We start from the raw sequence: 18933 nt of genomic DNA on the forward strand, positions 1-18933 counted from the left end.
TTAGTGTTTAATAACTATTTCCGATCCGGTTTCTTTGGTTCCACATAATTAAACCGATCGCCAAAACAGTAAATATCAGAATACTTAAAGGTAGCACTAATTTATTTGATGAGTTAGCCGCAGATTTGGAAGTAGCTTTTAATTGAGGAGAGGCTAATTGTACTAATAATTTATGTCCCGCAGTTGAAGGATGAATACCATCCCAAAACAAAAACTCATTGGGCCGATCGCACACAATTCCCCCCCGATAGCAAGGTTGAGTTACATTATTCAACCCGTATTTACCTGGGTAATTATAAACTTGATTAAATAAAGCATTAACGTCAAGATATCGAATATTAATATCGCCAAATTGCTGACGTAAACTTTTCACAGATGTAGCTAATCCTAAGTTATGATTTTGCGTTAAACTGCTGAGAATCTTGGCGCGTTCAGTTGTGCGTGTACCTGGAAGTTTACCTAAATCTGGCAAGTTAACCAAAACAATATTTTTTGCCCCTATTTCTGCCAAACGCTTGACCGCCGTAGCTAAATTATTAATAGGTACAGTAGTATCAGTTGCGCCCCCAAGGTAATCATTCGCACCTGCCCAAATAATATAAAGTGCTTTAGTATTGGCGGTGGAATTTTTAGCTTTAAATCTTTGAATTTGGGCTAAAACTCCGGGAGGTAACTGTTGTGAATCGCCTGTTTTAGCGCCTCCATAAGCAAAGTCATTCTCCACATTAACAGTTAATTTTAAGCGAGAAGCGAGATATTCTACCCAAACAGGGCCATTAGAATAACGTCCTTTAAAATAAGGTGGATTTGGGGGATTATCACCATTAGTAGCTTGGTAAACATTACCTACATCGGAAAGACTATCACCAAAGACATAAATTTGCGGAAAAATTTCTGCTGAAAGAGGGTTGAAAGATCCTAAAATTATTACTAAGCAAATCGTAAATCCGACAGTCGCTAACCACCATTTTTTCATTGACATTTCCTTATATTGTGATTTCGAGATTTATGTTGTTGTTTTTCTCTTCTATTTTAGAGAAATTTAGAGTTATTGTTATAGCTGAGGTTATTTTGCGGGTAAGTTGTCCAAACTATGATTAACGAATCTGAGGTTATTCGATCGCCATTGCTGTCTGTCTTACAGGATTTGCATCTTAAGTATCAGCAATTACAAGAAGGGAAATTAGCCAACTATATTCCAGAATTGGCAAAAGTCAACCCAGATTTGTTTAGTATCTGCATCATGACTATAGATGGTCAAATTTTTGCAGTGGGCGATTACCAACATTTATTTACAATTCAGTCAATTTCTAAAGTTTTTGTTTATGGAATGGCGCTAGAAGAACATGGGCGAGAATATGTTTTAACAAAAGTTGGTGTAGAACCAACCGGAGATGCTTTTAATTCCATTGTGTTAGATGAAATGTCTAAACGACCATATAATCCAATGGTAAATGCTGGTGCGATCGCAACTACTAGTTTAATTAAAGGTTCAGGGCCTACAGAAAGATTAAACCGAATGTTGGATATGTTCCGCCGATATATTGGTCATGATATTTTTATTGATATTTCTGTGTTCATGTCAGAAAGAACTACCGGACATCGTAACCGGGCAATGGCTCATTTAATGCTAAATTTTGGCATGATCGATCAAAAAATCGAAGAGGTTTTAGATTTATATTTTCAACAGTGTTCGTTAATGGTTAACTGTCAAGATTTGGCAGTAATGGCAGCGACTTTAGCGAATAATGGTGTTAATCCAGTGACGGGAGAACAGGCAGTAAAAAGTGATTATGTGCGCGATATTTTAAGCGTGATGTATACTTGTGGAATGTACAACTTTGCAGGTGAATGGGCTTATAAAGTTGGTCTTCCAGCAAAAAGTGGAGTTTCTGGCGGATTAATTGTAGTAGTACCAAATAAAATGGGAATAGCAGTGTTTTCTCCACTTTTGGACGAACGAGGAAACAGCGTGCGGGGGGTAAAAGTTTGTGAGGAACTTTCGCAAAAGTATTGCTTACATATTTTTGATTATTTGCGGGGAAGTTGTAAGTTTAACGGAAATTGATTCGCTTGTAAATGTACTTAAATCAGATTTTTTCATCCAAGCTAACTCGCCCGGAACCATAATAATACACCATTAATAATCCTCCCAAAATTGCCAAGTTTTTCATAAATTGAATTACTTGCATTCTGTCAGCAAAATTAGGGTGGGAATTAGGCGATATGCCAACGGCAGGCTACGCCAACGCAAATTTTAAGTAATCGTTACTTGGTAGCAGAATAAAGTATGAATAAATAAATGCTTTTTAATTACCAATAATAAATGACCAAATATTATGATAATTTTGGTTGATTTTTTAGAACTGCAAGCAGAAGAAAAGGGAATTACTCTCAAGTCATATTTGCTAACAGATGTTTTTGTCAAAGGAGATGCAACTAAGTTCACTCGTTTATTTGCTAATTTAATCGAAAATGCACTGCAATATACTCCAAAAGGGGGAACAGTTACTCTTTTTATGAAGCGTTTCGATCGCTTTGTAATTGTGGCAATTGTGAAAAATTAGCAATTAGGGAACTTTTTCCATCTACTCTACTTCTTTACCTTTTAGTTCTAATCTTTAAGGGCAACGTTAGCACAGTACAGTAATATAAAATCAGTATTCAGTCTTACAGTTGATTTTTGAGGTAATTTATGAATCGTGCTTTTCGGAAGTATCATCGGCAAATTGCGATCGTTGCTGCCTTGCCTTTAATTTTAACCGTGATTTCAGGGGTAGGCTACACCATTTTTGATGAATGGTTTGAACAAGAAGAAATATCCACATTTTTGCTGAAACTTCATACTCTAGAAATCATCCATTTAGACAAGTTTTTCCCCATTTTAAATGGTGTAGCGTTAATAGCCTTGCTAGTAACTGGTTTGAGTATGACTACTTTGTTCAATAAACGCCGTTCTTCCGAAAATTCAAGCAACTAATCTTGAATCTTAAGTGGTAGGTTGACTGATTTACTGATTACATTTTGAGAGTTAAAAGAGTGCCTTTTTAACTCTGAAGAGTTACTTTATCTTTCTGTGCTTTTAGTAGTTTTTCTACTTGGTTAAGTTAAGGATATTAAATCATGAAACCTTCTCTCAATATTCGTCAAATTGCTAACTGTCCTGAATGCGGAGAACCCCAGAATTTGTTCCTGAAAATAGTCTAAGTCGTAACGAAGCATTAATTGTCGAAGATATAGTACAATATATTACATTGACATTAATGCTTGATTTTTCCTCAGAACTTGCACCAGAAAAGTCATAACTTCCCTAGATTTATTCCGGGGCTGTTGTGCCGTAATAGGTAATGGTGCATAGCTTTTACCAACATTAACTAACATTACTTATGAATCGTCGTGAATTTTTCGGTTGGGTGAGTGTCAGTGCAGTCGCTAGTTCTTTGCCAGTGGCGATCGCCAGTTGCCTACCCAACTCCAACAACTCAGCTAACGCGGAAACCCCCACAACAAATACATCAGTTACTATCGCCCAATCTAGCGGTTTTCAATCTGTTGGTACAGCAGCAGCACTAGATAAAGATGGGCAAATTCTCAATAAAAAATCTCCAGTAGGCCCAGTTTTGGTAATTAAGAATCCCAACGATCCTAACGGTTTAATTGCTGTTAATCCTACTTGTACTCATAACAACTGTACAGTTAAATGGAAGAAAGACGAAAAGCTTTTTGATTGTCCTTGCCATGATTCAGAATTTGCCCCAGATGGGAAAGTTTTAAAAGGCCCTGCTAAGAAACCTTTGGCAACTTACCAAGCAAAAATTGAAGGTAATTCTGTTGTAGTGAAAGCGGGTTAAAAAAAGTACGTAGTTGCGCTTTAGCGCTATATCTGGCGCTAAAGCAGCATCAGTAATTAAGTATTTTCTGGTATAATCAAAGGAATCGCTTCATTTCTATTCTTGCGATAAATTAAAAAATCGCGATCGAAAGTTAAAATAGTACTTCCAGAATACTGTTCAGCCATCCGCACTAAACAGGCATCAGCCAGAGACATTGGTACAGACTGGTAACGACTCATTAGTTCATCAATAATCTCAGCTTCTTCTTGCAAACAGAAGGGTATTTGAATGAGTCCGCTGTTAACTAAAGCGATCGCCGCCTGCTGTCCTGGGTAAAATTTTCGCAACAGAAAACAAGCTTCTGAAAGTACTGCCTCACAAGTCAATAAAGGCGGTTCAATTGTTGTTAACTCTGCCGTTACCCATTGATGAAAATTATCTCGACGATTGAGAGAAGCCACCAAAGGGCCAGTATCTAAAAGTACACGCTGCCTCATTCGTTGCCATAGCCATCCAGATACTTTTTGTTAGTCGAAAGATCGCTTGGTGCATCAACACACCCCACCCATTTTTGGGCAAGAGTTAAAAAAGAAGCAGATTCGCTTAACTGTTGATTAGAAGATTCATCTGGCAAAGTCTTAGACTGTAAAAATTCTACAAAATCTAAGACTTCTTGCTGTTTTTCTGGGGAAAGGGTTTGCAACTTTTGGATTACTAACTGTTCTATGCTCATAATTTTTAGCGCTAAAGCGCAACTACGTACTGAGGATTTTTCTTAACCACAGATATCCACAGATGAACACAGATTAACACAGATGTAAGGTTAACCTTACACTTTAGTAATTAGCCAGATTATCCTTAACCCAAAACTTTCTAGAGACGTTATATATAACGTCTCTACATCAGAAATCCCAATCCCTAGTGCCCAAATTCTAATCTAATTCGTCTTCGCCAATGTCAGACAATGCCGGGGGTTCATGTTCTGGGGTTCGCAACTCTTCTACTAATGCTTGTACTTCTGCGGGGGGAGGGGGAGTGAAGCGGGAAACAGCCAAAGTGACGATGAAATTGAGAATCATGCCCACAGTGCCGAATCCTTCTGCGGAAATGCCGAACCAAGGTTGCATTCCGCCAAATTTGACGCTAAAAATGTAGAAACTGGTGATAACTAAACCTGTAATCATCCCGGAAATTGCACCTTCCCGATTAGTCCTTTTGTCAAAGACACCCAAGACAATGATCGGGAAAAAGCTAGCTGCTGCTAACCCGAAGGCGAGGGCGACTACTTCAGCAACAAATCCGGGCGGGTTGATGCCAAAATAACCAGCAACAACGATCGCAATTCCCACCATCACTCTACCAACAAATAGCCGTTTCGATTCCGAAGCACCAGGATCGATCATTCGATAATAAACATCATGAGCGATCGAACTGGAAATTACCAACAATAACCCGGAAGCTGTTGATAAAGCTGCTGCTAATCCACCTGCGGCGACAAGGGCAATTACCCAAGGGGCGAGTTTGGCAACTTCTGGAGTTGAGAGTACCACGATATCGCGATCGATAATAATCTCACTGGTTTCTTTTTTCGGTGTTAATTGAAAGCGCCCATCGCCGTTTTTGTCCTCAAACTTCAATAATCCGGTATTTTCCCACTTTCTCACCCAGTCGAGTTGTTGTACTTCGGCAACTGTTTTGTTATTCAAGCTTTCAATTAAGTTGTAACGGGCAAAAGATGCCAAAGCTGGGGCGGTAGTATAAAGAATAGCAATGAACAACAACGCCCAACCAGCAGACCAACGAGCCGCTTTCACATCAGGAACTGTGTAAAATCGGACGATGATGTGCGGTAAACCAGCTGTTCCCACCATTAAAGCAATAGTGAAGAACAACACATCAATCATTGGTTTGTTAGCAAACGGTTGGGTGTAAGCGGGAAAACCTAAATCAGTTTGGATCGTGTTGAGTCTTTCAATGATATCGCTGAAGGTGAAACTAAGTTGCGGAATCGGATTACCTGTAAGCAACATGGAAATTGCGATCGCGGGAATCAGATAAGCCACAATTAACACAATATACTGGGCAACCTGAGTCCAAGTAATGCCTTTCATGCCACCTAAAATGGCGAAAAAGGCAACTATTACCATGCCAATAATTACTCCGGTATTAATATCTACTTGCAGAAAGCGGCTAAAAACAATGCCAACTCCCCGCATTTGTCCAGCAACATAAGTTAAAGACACGAAAATTGCCGCAATTACTGCTACTAAACGAGCTACGTTAGAGTAATAGCGATCGCCAACAAAATCCGGCACAGTATATTTCCCAAACTTGCGGAGATAAGGTGCCAACAACAGCGCCAGCAACACATAACCCCCAGTCCAACCCATCAAAAAAATCGAACCATCGTAACCTAAAAAGGAAATAATCCCTGCCATTGAAATAAACGAAGCCGCTGACATCCAATCAGCAGCAGTCGCCGCCCCATTCGCCAAAGACGGCACACCTTGATCCGCAACAAAAAAGCCTTTCGTATCCTTAACTCGCGAGTGCCATCCTATATATATGTAAACAATGAATGAAAGGATGACTAATACAACCGTCCAAGCTTCTGCTGACATTATTAAACCTCAAAGATTGTGGTAGTTAGTAGTTGGGTATTGGGGACTAGAGACTGGGAACTGGGAGAGTTTTGAGTTTTGAGTTTTGTTAGCGTAGCGGTGCGTAGCACGTTTTGAGTTAGGGGGAAAGATTGACCAGGATTGAAGGATGAAAGGATTAACAAGATTAATTCAGGGTCTTCCAATAAATCAAATCATCAATCCAGTTCATCATGTAAATCCATAAATCCTGGTTGTGTTTTGAGTTATCACTTCCTTCCCTTGTCCCCTTGTCCCCTTGTCCCCTTGTCCCCAGTCCCTATTCCCCCTGAGAATCACCGTTTTTTCTCAAATACTTGCGATCGAGTTTTTCCATTCGGTAAGCGTAGTAAAAAATCAATCCCACAAACACATAAATTGAACCTTGTTGTGCGATCCAAAAACCTAAAGGAACACTACCGATTCTGAAATTGTTGAGAGGTTGTACCAATAATATGCTCAATCCAAAGGAAACCACAGCCCAAACGATCAGTAAGTTGCGAATCAATGCTGTATTTGCCCGCCAATAGGCACGTTGGTTGTTTTGATTCATCGTGGTTTTTCAAGTTGTAGCTTAATTGTGTAGCAATTAGTTTACATCGCATAGGTCGTGCGATCGCTTGTGAGATTGAGGTAAGTTCTCAATACTGCTCGGTTCAGGATTTTTTACCTTTGTAGGATTACGATACGTGAAAGCTATTACCTAAAAACCAAGCAATACTAAGTAAGTTTTAAGTATTTTTTTGTGAAAACTTGGATCACACATATTGATCGCAAATAATTGTAGTAAATAGTACAGTAGTTAGTACTTTTTTTACGATGTTCCGACGTTATCTGTCTGGTGCTGATACAGCTTTAGAGCAAATATTCGATCGCGTTAGAGAATTCACCCTGCAAATTCACCAGTTCCTTGACTTGAGTGAGATTTTGAGCATCACGGTGCAGGAAGTTCGCGAAGTTTTGGGGAGCGATCGAGCCATCATCTATCGTTTCCTACCCGATGGAGATGGAGTAGTAGCAGAAGAGTCAGTAAGTCCCGAATGGCAACCAATTATGGGACAACTGATTTATGATCCTTGCTTCAATGCCAAATGGATAGCGCAGTATCAGCAAGGAAGAATCGGCATTTTAGAAGACATTGATGCTCAACCTCTAGAACTTTGTTACAAACAGTTATTAATTACTTTACAAATCCGAGCGAAATTGGTTGTACCAATTCTGGTGACGCGCCAAGCACCTCAAGGTAATGCTACTAGTTCTCCTGATATTTGGGGGTTACTAATTATTCATCAGTGCAGCAGTCCGCGCCAATGGAACTCTTTGGAAATTAAATTTCTACAATTGATTGCAGCACAAGTCGGAATTGCCTTGCAACAATTAGAAATGCAGCATCAATTACAACAAAAGAACAAGTTTATCGAAACAGAACAAGTTATTTCACAAGCACATCAGGGCATTGAAGAAGAACTGCGGGGTCAGGAAGCTCTTTTGCGTTCTATGACTGATAGTTCTCAGTTGGGGTTTTATGTTGTAAATAACCGCAACGATGAAATTTTATATTTTAATCACCGCTTTTGCGAAATTTGGGGTATTGAACATTTAGCAGAAAAAATCGGGCGAGGCAAGGTAAAAAATAATGATATTATTCCCGATTGTGTAAGATTAATTGCAGATGTTCCTGCTTTTGCTGAAAGTTGTAAACCGTTGCAAAGTGAAGAAAACCGTAGCACAATTGAAGATGAAATTCTATTTGTCGATGGGCGGACAATTCGCCGCTTTTCTAGCCAAGTTCGGGATATTTACGATCGCTATTTTGGCAGGTTATATATATTTGAAGATATTAGCGATCGCAAACAATTAGAAAAATCTCTCCGCTTAACCGATATTTCCTTTGAATCTGTCTCTCTTGCTGCTACTTGGTTTGACAAAAATGGCAAAGTTTTGCACGTCAATCAAGCTGCTTGCCAAGCACTCGGTTATTCTCGTACCGAGTTAGAGTCAATGCAAGTTTATGACTTCGATCCAGATTTTTCTCAGGAGTTATGGTCAAAAGCTTGGCAAGCACTCAAACAATATCAACATATCACGTTTATTGGACGACATCAAAGAAAAGATGGTCAGGTTTTCCCTGTGGAAATTAGTGCTAACTATGTCAAGTTTAATGATGAAGAATATAGTTTAGCCTTTGCGGAAAATATTAGCGAACACATCCAAATGCTAGTCGCAATAAATGAAAGTGAAACCCGCTGGCAATATGCCTTAGAAGGAAACGGAGATGGTGTTTGGGATTGGAATATTCAGACAAATGAACTTTTCCTTTCCTGGCGCTGGAAAAAAATGCTAGGATTTGCCGAATCTGAAATGGGCAAGAATTTAAATGATTGGAAAAAGTTGGTTCATCCTGATGATATAGAGGAAGTTTATCAGGAAATTGAAAAACAATTTCGCAAAGAAACTGAACAGTTCATTAAGGAATACCGACTGCAATGTAAAGACGGAACTTATAAATGGATTTTAGCTCGTGGTAAAGTAATTGAGCGCACAGAAAATAATCAACCTTTGCGAATGATTGGGACGAATACTGATATCACTGAACGCAAAGTTATGGAAGAAGCTTTGCGCGAAAGTGAACAACGCTATCGTTCTTTAATTGCAACAATGGCAGAAGGTATTGTCTTACAGCAAGCTGATGGAACAATTACTGCTTGTAATGACAGTGCAGAAAAAATTTTAGGGTTAACTGCCGATCAAATGATGGGGCGAAGTTCGATCGATCCCCGATGGCAAGCAATTCACGAAGATAGTTCAGCTTTTCCGGGAGAAACTCATCCCGCAATGGTAACTTTACGCACTGGAGAACCGCTATTTAATATTATCATGGGAGTTCATAAACCCGATGGTAATCTCAGCTGGATTTCGATTAATTCCCAGCCGCTATTTCACCCTAATCAAACTCAACCTTATGCTGTAGTGACATCATTTGCTGATATCACAATTCGCAAACAAGCAGAAGAAGCTTTAACACAACAAGCCCAAAGGGAAAGGATGATTTATGCGATCGCCCAACGCATTCGTCAATCCTTAGAAATAGAGCAAATTTTAAATACCACAGTTGATGAAGTGCGACATTTTCTGCAAACCGATCGAGTAATTATCTATCGTTTTAATCCCGATTGGAGTGGCATAGTAGTTGAAGAATCAGTCGCCGAAGGTTGGCGAAAAATTCTGAATATGGAAATCACAGATACTTATTTTGTTGAGAAAAAAGGACAGTCATATCAGTACAATACAATCCGAGCAACTTCAGATATTTATCAGGCAGGATTTGCTGATTGTCATATAGAATTTTTGGAAAAATTGCAAGTAAGAGCTAAGTTAATTGTACCAATCTTACAAGGCGATAATCTTTGGGGTTTGTTAGTAGCCCATCATTGTAGTTCGCCCCGTCATTGGTATCCTTGGGAAAGCGAATTGCTGCAACAATTGGCGACACAAGTAGCGATCGCAATTCAACAATCAGAACTGCATCAACAATTACAAATGGCGAACAAACAACTAGAAAATTTAGCATTAATCGATCAATTAACTCAAGTTGCTAATCGCCGTTGTTTCGATCGCGCACTCTCTCAAGAATGGACTCGCTTAATTCGGGAACAACGTCCTTTATCATTACTTCTTTGTGACATTGATTATTTTAAACAATACAATGATAACTACGGTCACACCGCAGGCGATATTTGTTTACAACTTGTCGCCCAAGCCCTGAGAAAAGGGGTGCAACGTCCGATCGATTTAGTAGCCCGTTATGGTGGCGAGGAATTTGCCATTATTTTACCACATACTGATAGTAAAGGTGCGGGAAAAGTTGCCCAAAAAATTCATAAAGCTATCCATGAATTATATCTTCCTCATGTTGCTTCTGCTGTCTCAAAATTTGTCACAATCAGTGTTGGGATTGCTACAATAATTCCCACTGCCAAAACAGTTCCTTTAGCTTTAGTTGAAGCAGCCGATCGCGCCCTCTACCAAGCAAAATCACACGGGCGTAATCGTTTCTTTATCGATAGTACTTGGTGATAATTTTCTCATGCCCAATCCTTACTTTCGCTTTAAACAGTTTACGGTATTTCACGATCGTTGTGCCATGAAAGTCGGCACAGATGGCGTTTTATTAGGTGCTTGGACAAACATAACCAACACCCAAGAAATTCTCGATATTGGCACCGGAACAGGTTTAATTGCCTTAATGTTAGCCCAACGTTCGCCCGCTCAAATTGATGCTGTAGAAATTGATTTAGATGCCTGTAATCAAGCCAAAGAAAATATCAATAATTCCCCTTGGTCAAATCGCATTCAACTATATCATAATTCTATCCAACATTACGCAATTAATTGTGCAAAACGCTACAATCTGTTAATTTCTAATCCTCCATTTTTTACTAACGCTTCCAAAGCTGCGATCGAAGCCAGAAACCTAGCCAGACATACTGATTCACTTGACCAATTTGATCTATTACAAATTGCCGAAAAGCTACTTTGTGAAGATGGCAGATTAGCCATAATTTATCCAACCGAACAAGCCGAAACCTTTCAAGAAAAAGCTGAAACTTTTGGGTTTTATTGTCAGCGCAAACTCTACGTTAAATCAACCTTGCAAAGTCCAATTAAACGCATATTGCTAGAATTTGGTAAAACTAAATTGGAATATCAAGAAAGTACGCTAGTAATAGAAACAACGAGACATACTTACAGCGCCGATTTCGTGGCTTTAATTAAAGAATTTTATTTAAAGTATTAACTAATAAAACATTAAAATTATGCAATATTACGGAAAATTACAAACTATAAAAATAAGGATATAACTCTGACTCAGGAATATATTTGCTTGCCTGTCTAAAAATTGCTTTACAAGTTCCTGTATCTAACTCTGCATGATTAGGGACTGTGAGAGTTTATTTTCCCGCAATTCCTTGGCGACGCAGTTTGATGTGACTACCCTTTTGGCTATATACCTGAAAGCCAAAATTAACTAAAATAGCAACTACTTCTGCACCCGATAATCTTTTAAGTCTAGGCATATTCTGGCTGTAATTCAAAAGTTAATATAATTGTCGGTTTAGCAACTAATCCAAATTCAACAGGATCTTCATCTTCCAAATGGAGAATAACAGCTTCAACCAGATTTTTTGCCACTTCATCTAATGTTTCTCCCTGCGTTACTACAGAAATTTCTAGGCACTCAGCTACATAGCCTTTCTGTTCGCCCGGACGGATAAAAGCATTTATGTTTTGTCGCAATTTCATATTGATAGGAACAATTAATTTATCGTATACTAATTATGATAAATTAAAAGTTCAGATGTAGATATAGCTTTCCTGTAGAATACAAAGACAAAAATACAGATATTTTTTGTTTTTTGGGGTTTTTGGCGCAAAAGCGCAACTACATACTGTGAACTAGTAGCTAGAATAGTAAGGTTGAACCTTCAACACCATTACTGCCTTTTTGTTTTTTAATCATGCCATTGCCTGTAGTCGCTATTATCGGTCGCCCTAATGTGGGCAAATCTACCATTGTCAACCGTTTGGCAGGGGGAAAAGATGCTATTGTTCATGATGAACCTGGAGTAACACGCGATCGCACTTATCGTCGTGCTTACTGGTGCGATCGTGAATTTACTGTTGTTGATACTGGTGGTTTAGTTTTTGATGACGACACCGAATTTTTACCTTTGATCCGCGAACAGGCAATGGCAGCATTAGCTGAAGCAAGTGCAGCTATATTTGTAGTAGATGGACAAGCAGGGCCAACAGCAGGAGATGAAGAAATCGCAGAATGGTTACGCGCTCAAACTGTACCTCTTCTTTTAGCAGTTAATAAATGTGAATCTCCCGATCAAGGTTTAACACAAGCTGCCCAATTTTGGGAATTAGGATTAGGCGAACCTTACCCTGTTTCCGGTATTCATGGTAACGGCACAGGGGAATTACTCGATCAATTAATTACCTATTTGCCACCAATTGAAGAAGTAGACGACACCGAAGAAATTAAAGTAGCAATTGTCGGTCGTCCGAATGTCGGTAAATCAAGTTTATTAAACGCTTTTGTTGGTGAAAATCGAGCAATTGTTAGCCCAATTTCGGGAACTACTAGAGATGCGATCGACACCGTTATTCAACACAACGACAAGCAGTTTCGTTTAATTGACACCGCCGGAATTCGCAAAAAGAAAAACGTCGAATACGGCCCAGAATTCTTCGGCATTAACCGCGCTTTCAAAGCCATCCGTCGCGCCGATGTTGTCTTATTAGTAATTGATGCCTTAGATGGCGTTACCGAACAAGACCAAAAATTAGCCGGACGCATTGAAGAAGAAGGTCGCGCCTGTGTAATTGTTGTTAATAAATGGGATGCAGTAGAAAAAGATTCTTACACCATTTACGATCATCAAGAAGACCTAAAATCGCGCTTGAATTTTATGGATTGGGCTGAAGGAATTTTTGTGAGTGCCCAAACCGGACAAAGAGTAGAAAAAATCCTTGATTTGGTGGAAATAGCCGCCGCCGAACATAAACGTCGAGTATCCACTGCGGTAATTAATGAAGTAATAGAAGAAGCCTTAAGATGGCATAGTCCACCTGTTAGCCGTCAGGGTAAACAAGGCAAACTTTATTACGGAACACAAGTCGCCAGCGAACCACCAACAATTGTCCTTTTCGTCAACGAGTCCGAACGTTTTAATGATAACTACCGCCGCTATATTCAAAGCCAATTCCGCAAACAATTAGGCTTCAAAGGTACACCATTACGGTTACTTTGGCGCGGCAAAAAATCACGAGAAGTAGAAAGTGGAAGTAAAAACCGCGCAACTCGTGTTTAACATTGTTCATAGCTCTTGGTAAAAAGTAGTAAGTAAAGTAAACTAGATAAAATCATTACCTACTACTTACTAAACATCTTGCAAAAGCCGATACACCATCAATATCATCTGTAAACAGAACATAAGCAAAAACAGATAACATCTATAAACCATCTGCGTTAATCTGCTTGAATCTCAGTACAAAAAAAACTCGTACAAAAACAGATAACCTCCATATAGCATCTGTGTTTATCTGTGTTCATCTGTATTCATCTGTGGTAAAAAATAAAAATTTCGGCTTTTGCAAGAACTCTAATTATCAATGACGAAGGACAAACATGGACTTATTAAAAACCTTACCATTAGGACTTTACTTAGAACAACCAATTACTTGGTTACATAAACTCGATCCCAGAGTGAAACTTGCCTGGTTAATGAGTTTTTTATTTGCGCCAATTTTAGCAAATTCTTTTTTGCGAATAGGGTTAGTGTTATTATTAATTTTACTTACATTAACAGCCAGAATTCCTTTGCGAGTCTGGAAACAACAAATGGGTTGGTTGCTAATTTTAAGTGTTCTGGTTTTTATTTTAAGCGCGATCGCACCAGACGGACTAGCAGTAAGTTATCAACCAAGACTCCCCGAAAATGGCGTAATTCCTGTTACTCCCACAACTCTTCAAACAGCAAACAAGCAAACTCCGCAAATTAGTCAACCACAAAAGTCACAGTCAAAAGCTTGGGATTTTTCAGAATATAATTATACCTTATTCAAAAGTGGGCCATTTACCGTTACTCGCAGGTCTTTAGAGTTAGCAATTCGCGTTAGTACTTTACTATTCACCTTAATTTATAGTACCAACCTGTTCTTATTAACAACCGCACCCGAAGAAATTACCACCGGAATTGAAAGTTTAATGCAGCCTTTGCAAAAATTTAATTGGCCTGTCACTGAAATTGCGCTAACATTAACTTTATCTTTGCGGTTTATTCCTTTAGTATTAGAAGAGATCCAGAACTTAGTGCGATCGATCTGGACAAGGGCAATTAACTGGAAAAAATTAGGTATTCGCAGAAGTATCAAAGTTTGGTTAATGGTTGCCGAAAGGTTGCTACAAAACCTGTTATTACGCGCCGAACAAATCTCTAGCGCCATGAAAGTACGGGGTTTTACTAGCCCAAATCAACATCAAGTAAAATGGCACCAATTGCGATTTCTCAGAATCGATTGGTTAGCAATGGCAGGATTAGCCATATTTTGGGGAATGCGCGTAATTTGGGGTAATGGAGAGATGTGATAACGTTTAGTACCATAAGTTGCTATTTACAAGTCTGACTCTTTCTTAGCCCCCCTTGTTAAGGGGGGTTGGGGGGATCAAAACCTAGTAATCATAGCCTTAGATCCCCCCACTACCCCCCTTACTCAAGGGGGGAATAGGAAAGAATTAATAACTAGCAACTTGCATTAGTAGCAAATTACACCATAAATCATCGCTCATCATTCGTTGTAAAATAGCAATCTGTTATTGTCATCAAATGACCCTAGTTGCTATAGAGTAATTAATGAGTAATAGAAATTAACTACTTTGGATAGCGAGGGTAAAGATACAAGTGCTTTGTTTGGTGAAAGATGCAAGCAAAAAGTTTATACTCCTTTAGAACAAAGCGTTTGCTATTTTCTCCAACAGATGCACTCATCCATACTGTCCTGCCATGTCAATTTTTATAGCCGAAACCGTTATTAATTATCCCAATTTGACGAATTAATGAGTAACGAGACTTACCTAAATCATCCTACATTTGGCCTGCTTTATCGAGTTTGCGTGTTGGAAGAACATAAAGAGTTGTATACCACACTCTATGCCCAGCGTCTGTTTTTTTTAGTAACCACCTCCGTTGCTGGACTAACTTGCGAACCTATTAGCCGTTCTGACTCGCGCCTATTGGTAGAAAATCGTCTTAGAATGTTAAGGCGTGCAGGTCAAACTGAAGAATACGATAAGCTGATGAAAATTCACCAGCGCACCTTTCAATGAGTTCCTCTCAATTGTTTACCACTATTACCGATCGCATTGCCACCGTTCGCCAACAGCTACCAGAAACCGTTCGCTTAATTGCTGTTAGCAAACAAGTATCAGTAGAGGCAATGCGGGAAGCATACACAGCAGGCATTCGCGACTTTGGTGAAAGTCGTGTCCAAGAAGCCGCAGCCAAACAATCTCAACTGCAAGATTTACCCGATATCACTTGGCACTTAATTGGGCATTTACAAACTAACAAGGCGAAAAAAGCCTTGGAACATTTTCAGTGGATTCATTCTCTTGACAGTTTAAAGTTAGCTCAATCATTGGATCATTTGGCAAAATCTTTGTCAATAAATCCTCAAGTTTTGCTCCAAGTAAAACTACTACCCGATCCCAATAAGTATGGTTGGACAGAGGAGGAACTTTTCACAGAGTTACCCGCACTTAATGAGTGCCAAAACTTACAAATAAAAGGCTTAATGACTATTGCTCCCCTGAATTTAAACGAAGAGGAAATTTTGACGTTGTTTCAAAATACACGCTCCCTAGCAGCAAAAATTCAGGAGCAAAATTGGTCTAATATTCAAATGCAACACTTGTCAATGGGAATGTCAGGCGATTATCATTTAGCAGTCCAAGGAGGTACGACAATGGTACGCTTAGGACGCACACTATTTGGAGCGCGGTCTTGATATCGAATGGTGTTAGAGACTAAGAAAGCTGTAAACTAAAGGAAAAATTTATTTCTGGAAATTCAGCATTGATTCTTCTTATTCACCTGTAGAATTAAACCAAGCATTCGCTAATATATTTCCAGCGTCAAGACGTGATAAATAAAATAGGGTGCTTTTTCGGTTCAGTACCTTAGTTTAAATCGTCGAAGCGAATCTCAGCTAAATTGTCGGGTAGCCTTGATTAATGCAGGGATACTTATACTAGTAGGGTTGGGTGTAGGCTTCACTATAAAACTCTTGCTCTCGAAGACAAATCTTCCGCAGAGCCGCCAGTCTTAAACTGTTTCACATTTCAAGTCTGGCACATCACTGAACTCTAGTTTCAATGGAGTGTAAAAACCGTGAATATCTTTAGCAAACTCAAGGACTTCGTTGGTCTTAATGAACCAGCGGCTTACGAGTACGATGAATACGATGAGGTAGACGAAAGAGGTAAGTACCAAAACACCTACCAAGAACAGAATACCCAACCAACTACAACAGAAGAAGACAATCGCCAGCGTCGTCGGATACGCGAACGTATGAGTGTAGTACCAGAAACCACAACCGCAACCACAACTACAAATATTAGCTCAACAATGAACAACGTGATTGGAATGCCTGGAGTTACCAACGGCTTTTCGGAAGTACTGGTGATGGAACCTCGCACTTTTGAAGAAATGCCCCAAGCAATTCAAGCTTTGCGGGAACGGAAGTCAGTAGTATTAAACCTGACAATGATGGACCCCGACCAAGCACAAAGGGCAGTAGACTTTATTGCAGGTGGTACTTACGCGATCGATGGTCATCAAGAAAGAATTGGCGAAAGCATTTTCTTGTTTACTCCTAGCTGCGTACAAGTTAGCACCCAGTCTGGTGTAATTCACGAAGTACCTCAAAACCAACCAGTCCGTCCTACTCGGACAACTCCAGCACCAAATTGGACAAACCCCGCTGAACAACGTTTCATTCAGTCTCTTTAAAGTAGGTAGTAGGTAGTAGGTAGTGGGTAGTGGGAAAATTTGTTTTTTTGAGTTTTTTAACTCAGATCTTGCAGCAATGGAGGTAGAACCTCCTTTCACCTCGTTCCCAGGTTGAACCTGGGAACGAGAAACAGAGGCTCCGCCTCTTGGTGCAAGATCTCAATTAATTGAAAAATTAAAACTTAAACCCACTACTTACTACTTAATTTCACATGATTATTGACAAATAAGAAATGACAATTAAGTTTGGTGTGATTGGTGGCGGGGTAATGGGAGAAGCTCTCTTATCCCGCTTAATTAATCTGGGAATTTATCAAGGATCGGATGTTTTAGTTAGCGATCCTTTACCTTCACGACGCAGTTTTTTGGCTCAAAAATATGGCGTTGGGGTAACAGGAGAAAATCGGGAAGTTGCGATCGCATCTGAGGTGTTATTTTTGGCAATTAAACCGCAGGTATTTGAGGCGGTGGCGATCGAATTATCCGAAGTTCCAGCATCTTCGTTAATCATTTCGATTTTAGCTGGAGTGCCTTTAAGTAAGTTGGAAAAGGCGTTTCCTCAGCAAGCTGTAATTCGCACGATGCCGAATACTCCAGCGACGGTGGGGGCGGGGATCAGTGCGATCGCATCTGGTAAGCTAGTAAAACCGGAACACCTCGAACAAGCAAAACGCATCTTTCAAGCTGTGGGCGAAGTGGTGGAAGTTCCCGAAAGTATGTTGGATGCGGTGACTGGACTTTCGGGTTCAGGCCCCGGTTATGTGGCAATATTAATTGAAGCTTTAAGTGATGGTGGGGTAGCGGCGGGTTTACCAAGAGCGATCGCATCTCAGTTAGCATTACAAACAGTACTTGGTACAGCCCAACTTTTAAAAGAATCAGGAATGCACCCAGCTGAGTTAAAAGACAGAGTAACAAGTCCGGGTGGTACAACAATTGCGGGAATAGCTGAGTTAGAAAAAGCAGGTTTGCGATCGGCAATCATTGAAGCAGTCAAAGCAGCTTATCGCAGATCGAAAGAATTAGGCGGTTAAGCAGAGGCGCAGAGGTGCAGAGGGAGAGAATAAATATCTTTTCAAAAGGTCGGTTCATCTGCATTCATCTGCGTTCTAAAATTAATTAAAAATTCCCGCCTAAATTTAACTACCCTCTAAACTTTGCTCAGTTTCAGTTGCTAATTTTTGCCCAACTTTCGGTTCTGTACCTGCAATTATCCGTTGAATATTGCTGCGGTGTCGCCAAATTACATAAACACCTGCGGCAATAGCAAATATTAAATATGGCAGTGGTTGTTTAAACAAAATCATGAATAGAGAAACTGCGATCGCACCCGCGATCGAACTAATCGAAACTATCCTGGTAATTGCCACCACAACGGCAAAAACACCCAAAGTTGCTAACCCTACTTGCCAGGACATTGCTAACAGAATGCCTAAACTTGTAGCCACTGATTTTCCACCTTTAAAATTCAACCAAACGGGTAAACTGTGCCCGATAATAGCGAATAATCCTGCTAAAATAACTAACCAAGGTAAAGGTATTTCGTTATTAGTAAAAGGATAAATCCAGTTGGCGAGAGCGATCGCCAAAGCACCCTTCAACGCATCAACTAACAATACAACAATTGCAGGCCCTTTTCCCAAAGTTCGCAGCACATTTGTCGCGCCAATTGAACCGGAACCTTGCTCCCGAATATCAATGCCTTTCAACAATTTAGCAGCTAAAAAACCAGTGGGAAAAGAACCCAACAAATAAGCCACTAACAACAACCCAACACTAATAGTTATCCCCACCTCAATCCCCTTATTTGTAGTAAAAAATGTTCATACGAATTGGGTAAAGGTAACTTTATTCCCTTACCCAACCCCCAGTCCCCAGTCC

General features: G+C 39.7%; 21 protein-coding genes. 12 read left to right on the forward strand and 9 right to left on the reverse strand.

The genetic code is table 11. From position 1 onward, the window contains the following. Nucleotides 1–7: 7 nt before the first annotated feature. A complete protein-coding gene (locus tag IQ264_RS15590; RefSeq protein ID WP_228061571.1) occupies nucleotides 8–976 on the reverse strand; it encodes an SGNH/GDSL hydrolase family protein in 969 nt (322 codons plus the stop codon). 117 nt (nucleotides 977–1093) lie between these two features. On the opposite strand from IQ264_RS15590, the gene glsA reads away from it, so the two are divergent. From glsA to IQ264_RS15610, 3 genes are all read left to right on the forward strand, one after another. After that, the gene (glsA, locus tag IQ264_RS15595) at nucleotides 1094–2068 is read left to right on the forward strand and encodes a glutaminase A (RefSeq protein WP_193981715.1); all 975 of its coding nucleotides are present in this window, start codon (nucleotides 1094–1096) and stop codon (nucleotides 2066–2068) included. 271 nt (nucleotides 2069–2339) lie between these two features. Next, on the forward strand, nucleotides 2340–2567 hold the full coding sequence (locus IQ264_RS15605; RefSeq protein WP_193981717.1) for a hypothetical protein: 228 nt from the start codon (nucleotides 2340–2342) through the stop codon (nucleotides 2565–2567). 128 nt (nucleotides 2568–2695) lie between these two features. Continuing rightward, on the forward strand, nucleotides 2696–2980 hold the full coding sequence (locus IQ264_RS15610) for a peptidase (protein ID WP_193981718.1): 285 nt from the start codon (nucleotides 2696–2698) through the stop codon (nucleotides 2978–2980). A 269-nt stretch (nucleotides 2981–3249) separates the two neighbouring features. Here IQ264_RS15610 and IQ264_RS33450 read toward each other — a convergent pair whose 3' ends face one another. Then, a complete protein-coding gene (locus IQ264_RS33450; protein ID WP_265583051.1) occupies nucleotides 3250–3381 on the reverse strand; it encodes a hypothetical protein in 132 nt (43 codons plus the stop codon). 5 nt (nucleotides 3382–3386) lie between these two features. Here IQ264_RS33450 and IQ264_RS15615 point away from each other — a divergent pair, with 5 nt between their 5' ends. Further along, nucleotides 3387–3851, forward strand: coding sequence for a ubiquinol-cytochrome c reductase iron-sulfur subunit (locus IQ264_RS15615; RefSeq protein WP_193981719.1), 465 nt, complete (start codon nucleotides 3387–3389; stop codon nucleotides 3849–3851). Between the two features lie 56 nt (nucleotides 3852–3907). Here IQ264_RS15615 and IQ264_RS15620 read toward each other — a convergent pair whose 3' ends face one another. The 4 genes from IQ264_RS15620 to IQ264_RS15635 all read right to left on the reverse strand — a co-directional run bounded on the left by IQ264_RS15620 (nucleotide 3908) and on the right by IQ264_RS15635 (nucleotide 7025). Beyond that, the gene (locus tag IQ264_RS15620; RefSeq protein ID WP_193981720.1) at nucleotides 3908–4330 is read right to left on the reverse strand and encodes a type II toxin-antitoxin system VapC family toxin; all 423 of its coding nucleotides are present in this window, start codon (nucleotides 4328–4330) and stop codon (nucleotides 3908–3910) included. Continuing rightward, complete coding sequence (locus tag IQ264_RS15625) at nucleotides 4327–4566, reverse strand: DUF2281 domain-containing protein (protein WP_193981721.1); 240 nt, start codon at nucleotides 4564–4566, stop codon at nucleotides 4327–4329. The genes IQ264_RS15620 and IQ264_RS15625 overlap by 4 nt, the downstream gene beginning before the upstream one ends. A gap of 199 nt (nucleotides 4567–4765) precedes the next feature. After that, nucleotides 4766–6454 carry a sodium:solute symporter family protein gene (locus IQ264_RS15630; RefSeq protein ID WP_193981722.1) on the reverse strand — a complete coding sequence of 563 codons (1689 nt, stop codon included), beginning with the start codon at nucleotides 6452–6454 and terminating at the stop codon, nucleotides 4766–4768. Between the two features lie 298 nt (nucleotides 6455–6752). Further along, nucleotides 6753–7025, reverse strand: coding sequence for a DUF4212 domain-containing protein (locus IQ264_RS15635; protein ID WP_193981723.1), 273 nt, complete (start codon nucleotides 7023–7025; stop codon nucleotides 6753–6755). A gap of 266 nt (nucleotides 7026–7291) precedes the next feature. Here IQ264_RS15635 and IQ264_RS15640 point away from each other — a divergent pair, with 266 nt between their 5' ends. Then, nucleotides 7292–10549 carry a PAS domain S-box protein gene (locus tag IQ264_RS15640; RefSeq protein ID WP_193981724.1) on the forward strand — a complete coding sequence of 1086 codons (3258 nt, stop codon included), beginning with the start codon at nucleotides 7292–7294 and terminating at the stop codon, nucleotides 10547–10549. Between the two features lie 10 nt (nucleotides 10550–10559). After that, a complete protein-coding gene (locus tag IQ264_RS15645; RefSeq protein ID WP_193981725.1) occupies nucleotides 10560–11270 on the forward strand; it encodes a tRNA1(Val) (adenine(37)-N6)-methyltransferase in 711 nt (236 codons plus the stop codon). Nucleotides 11271–11424: 154 nt separating this feature from the next. Here the strand turns inward: IQ264_RS15645 and IQ264_RS32985 are convergent, their stop codons facing one another. Both IQ264_RS32985 and IQ264_RS15655 read right to left on the reverse strand, forming a co-directional pair. Beyond that, a complete protein-coding gene (locus IQ264_RS32985; protein WP_228061572.1) occupies nucleotides 11425–11550 on the reverse strand; it encodes a type II toxin-antitoxin system HicA family toxin in 126 nt (41 codons plus the stop codon). Continuing rightward, nucleotides 11543–11776 (reverse strand): type II toxin-antitoxin system HicB family antitoxin, encoded by a 234-nt coding sequence (locus tag IQ264_RS15655; protein WP_193981726.1) that lies wholly within the window; start codon nucleotides 11774–11776, stop codon nucleotides 11543–11545. Before IQ264_RS15655 ends, IQ264_RS32985 begins: the two co-directional genes overlap by 8 nt. 215 nt (nucleotides 11777–11991) lie before the next feature. On the opposite strand from IQ264_RS15655, the gene der reads away from it, so the two are divergent. The 6 genes from der (at nucleotide 11992) to proC (ending at nucleotide 18086) form a co-directional block, all read left to right on the forward strand. After that, the gene (gene der, locus IQ264_RS15660) at nucleotides 11992–13353 is read left to right on the forward strand and encodes a ribosome biogenesis GTPase Der (protein WP_193981727.1); all 1362 of its coding nucleotides are present in this window, start codon (nucleotides 11992–11994) and stop codon (nucleotides 13351–13353) included. 317 nt (nucleotides 13354–13670) lie between these two features. After that, nucleotides 13671–14630 carry an energy-coupling factor transporter transmembrane component T family protein gene (locus IQ264_RS15665; RefSeq protein ID WP_193981728.1) on the forward strand — a complete coding sequence of 320 codons (960 nt, stop codon included), beginning with the start codon at nucleotides 13671–13673 and terminating at the stop codon, nucleotides 14628–14630. A gap of 468 nt (nucleotides 14631–15098) precedes the next feature. After that, on the forward strand, nucleotides 15099–15368 hold the full coding sequence (gene pipX, locus IQ264_RS15670; protein WP_193981729.1) for a transcriptional coactivator PipX: 270 nt from the start codon (nucleotides 15099–15101) through the stop codon (nucleotides 15366–15368). After that, entirely contained in the window at nucleotides 15365–16048 is a 684-nt protein-coding gene (locus IQ264_RS15675) for a YggS family pyridoxal phosphate-dependent enzyme (RefSeq protein WP_322744702.1), read from the forward strand. Before pipX ends, IQ264_RS15675 begins: the two co-directional genes overlap by 4 nt. 383 nt (nucleotides 16049–16431) lie before the next feature. Beyond that, nucleotides 16432–17052 (forward strand): cell division protein SepF, encoded by a 621-nt coding sequence (locus IQ264_RS15680; RefSeq protein WP_193981730.1) that lies wholly within the window; start codon nucleotides 16432–16434, stop codon nucleotides 17050–17052. A gap of 233 nt (nucleotides 17053–17285) precedes the next feature. Beyond that, on the forward strand, nucleotides 17286–18086 hold the full coding sequence (proC, locus tag IQ264_RS15685) for a pyrroline-5-carboxylate reductase (RefSeq protein ID WP_193981731.1): 801 nt from the start codon (nucleotides 17286–17288) through the stop codon (nucleotides 18084–18086). 105 nt (nucleotides 18087–18191) lie between these two features. On the opposite strand, the gene plsY is transcribed toward proC, so the two are convergent. After that, complete coding sequence (plsY, locus tag IQ264_RS15690; protein ID WP_193981733.1) at nucleotides 18192–18851, reverse strand: glycerol-3-phosphate 1-O-acyltransferase PlsY; 660 nt, start codon at nucleotides 18849–18851, stop codon at nucleotides 18192–18194. Nucleotides 18852–18933 lie beyond the last annotated feature (82 nt).

The organism is [Phormidium] sp. LEGE 05292 (assembly GCF_015207735.1).
GTDB lineage: Bacteria > Cyanobacteriota > Cyanobacteriia > Cyanobacteriales > Aerosakkonemataceae > Floridanema.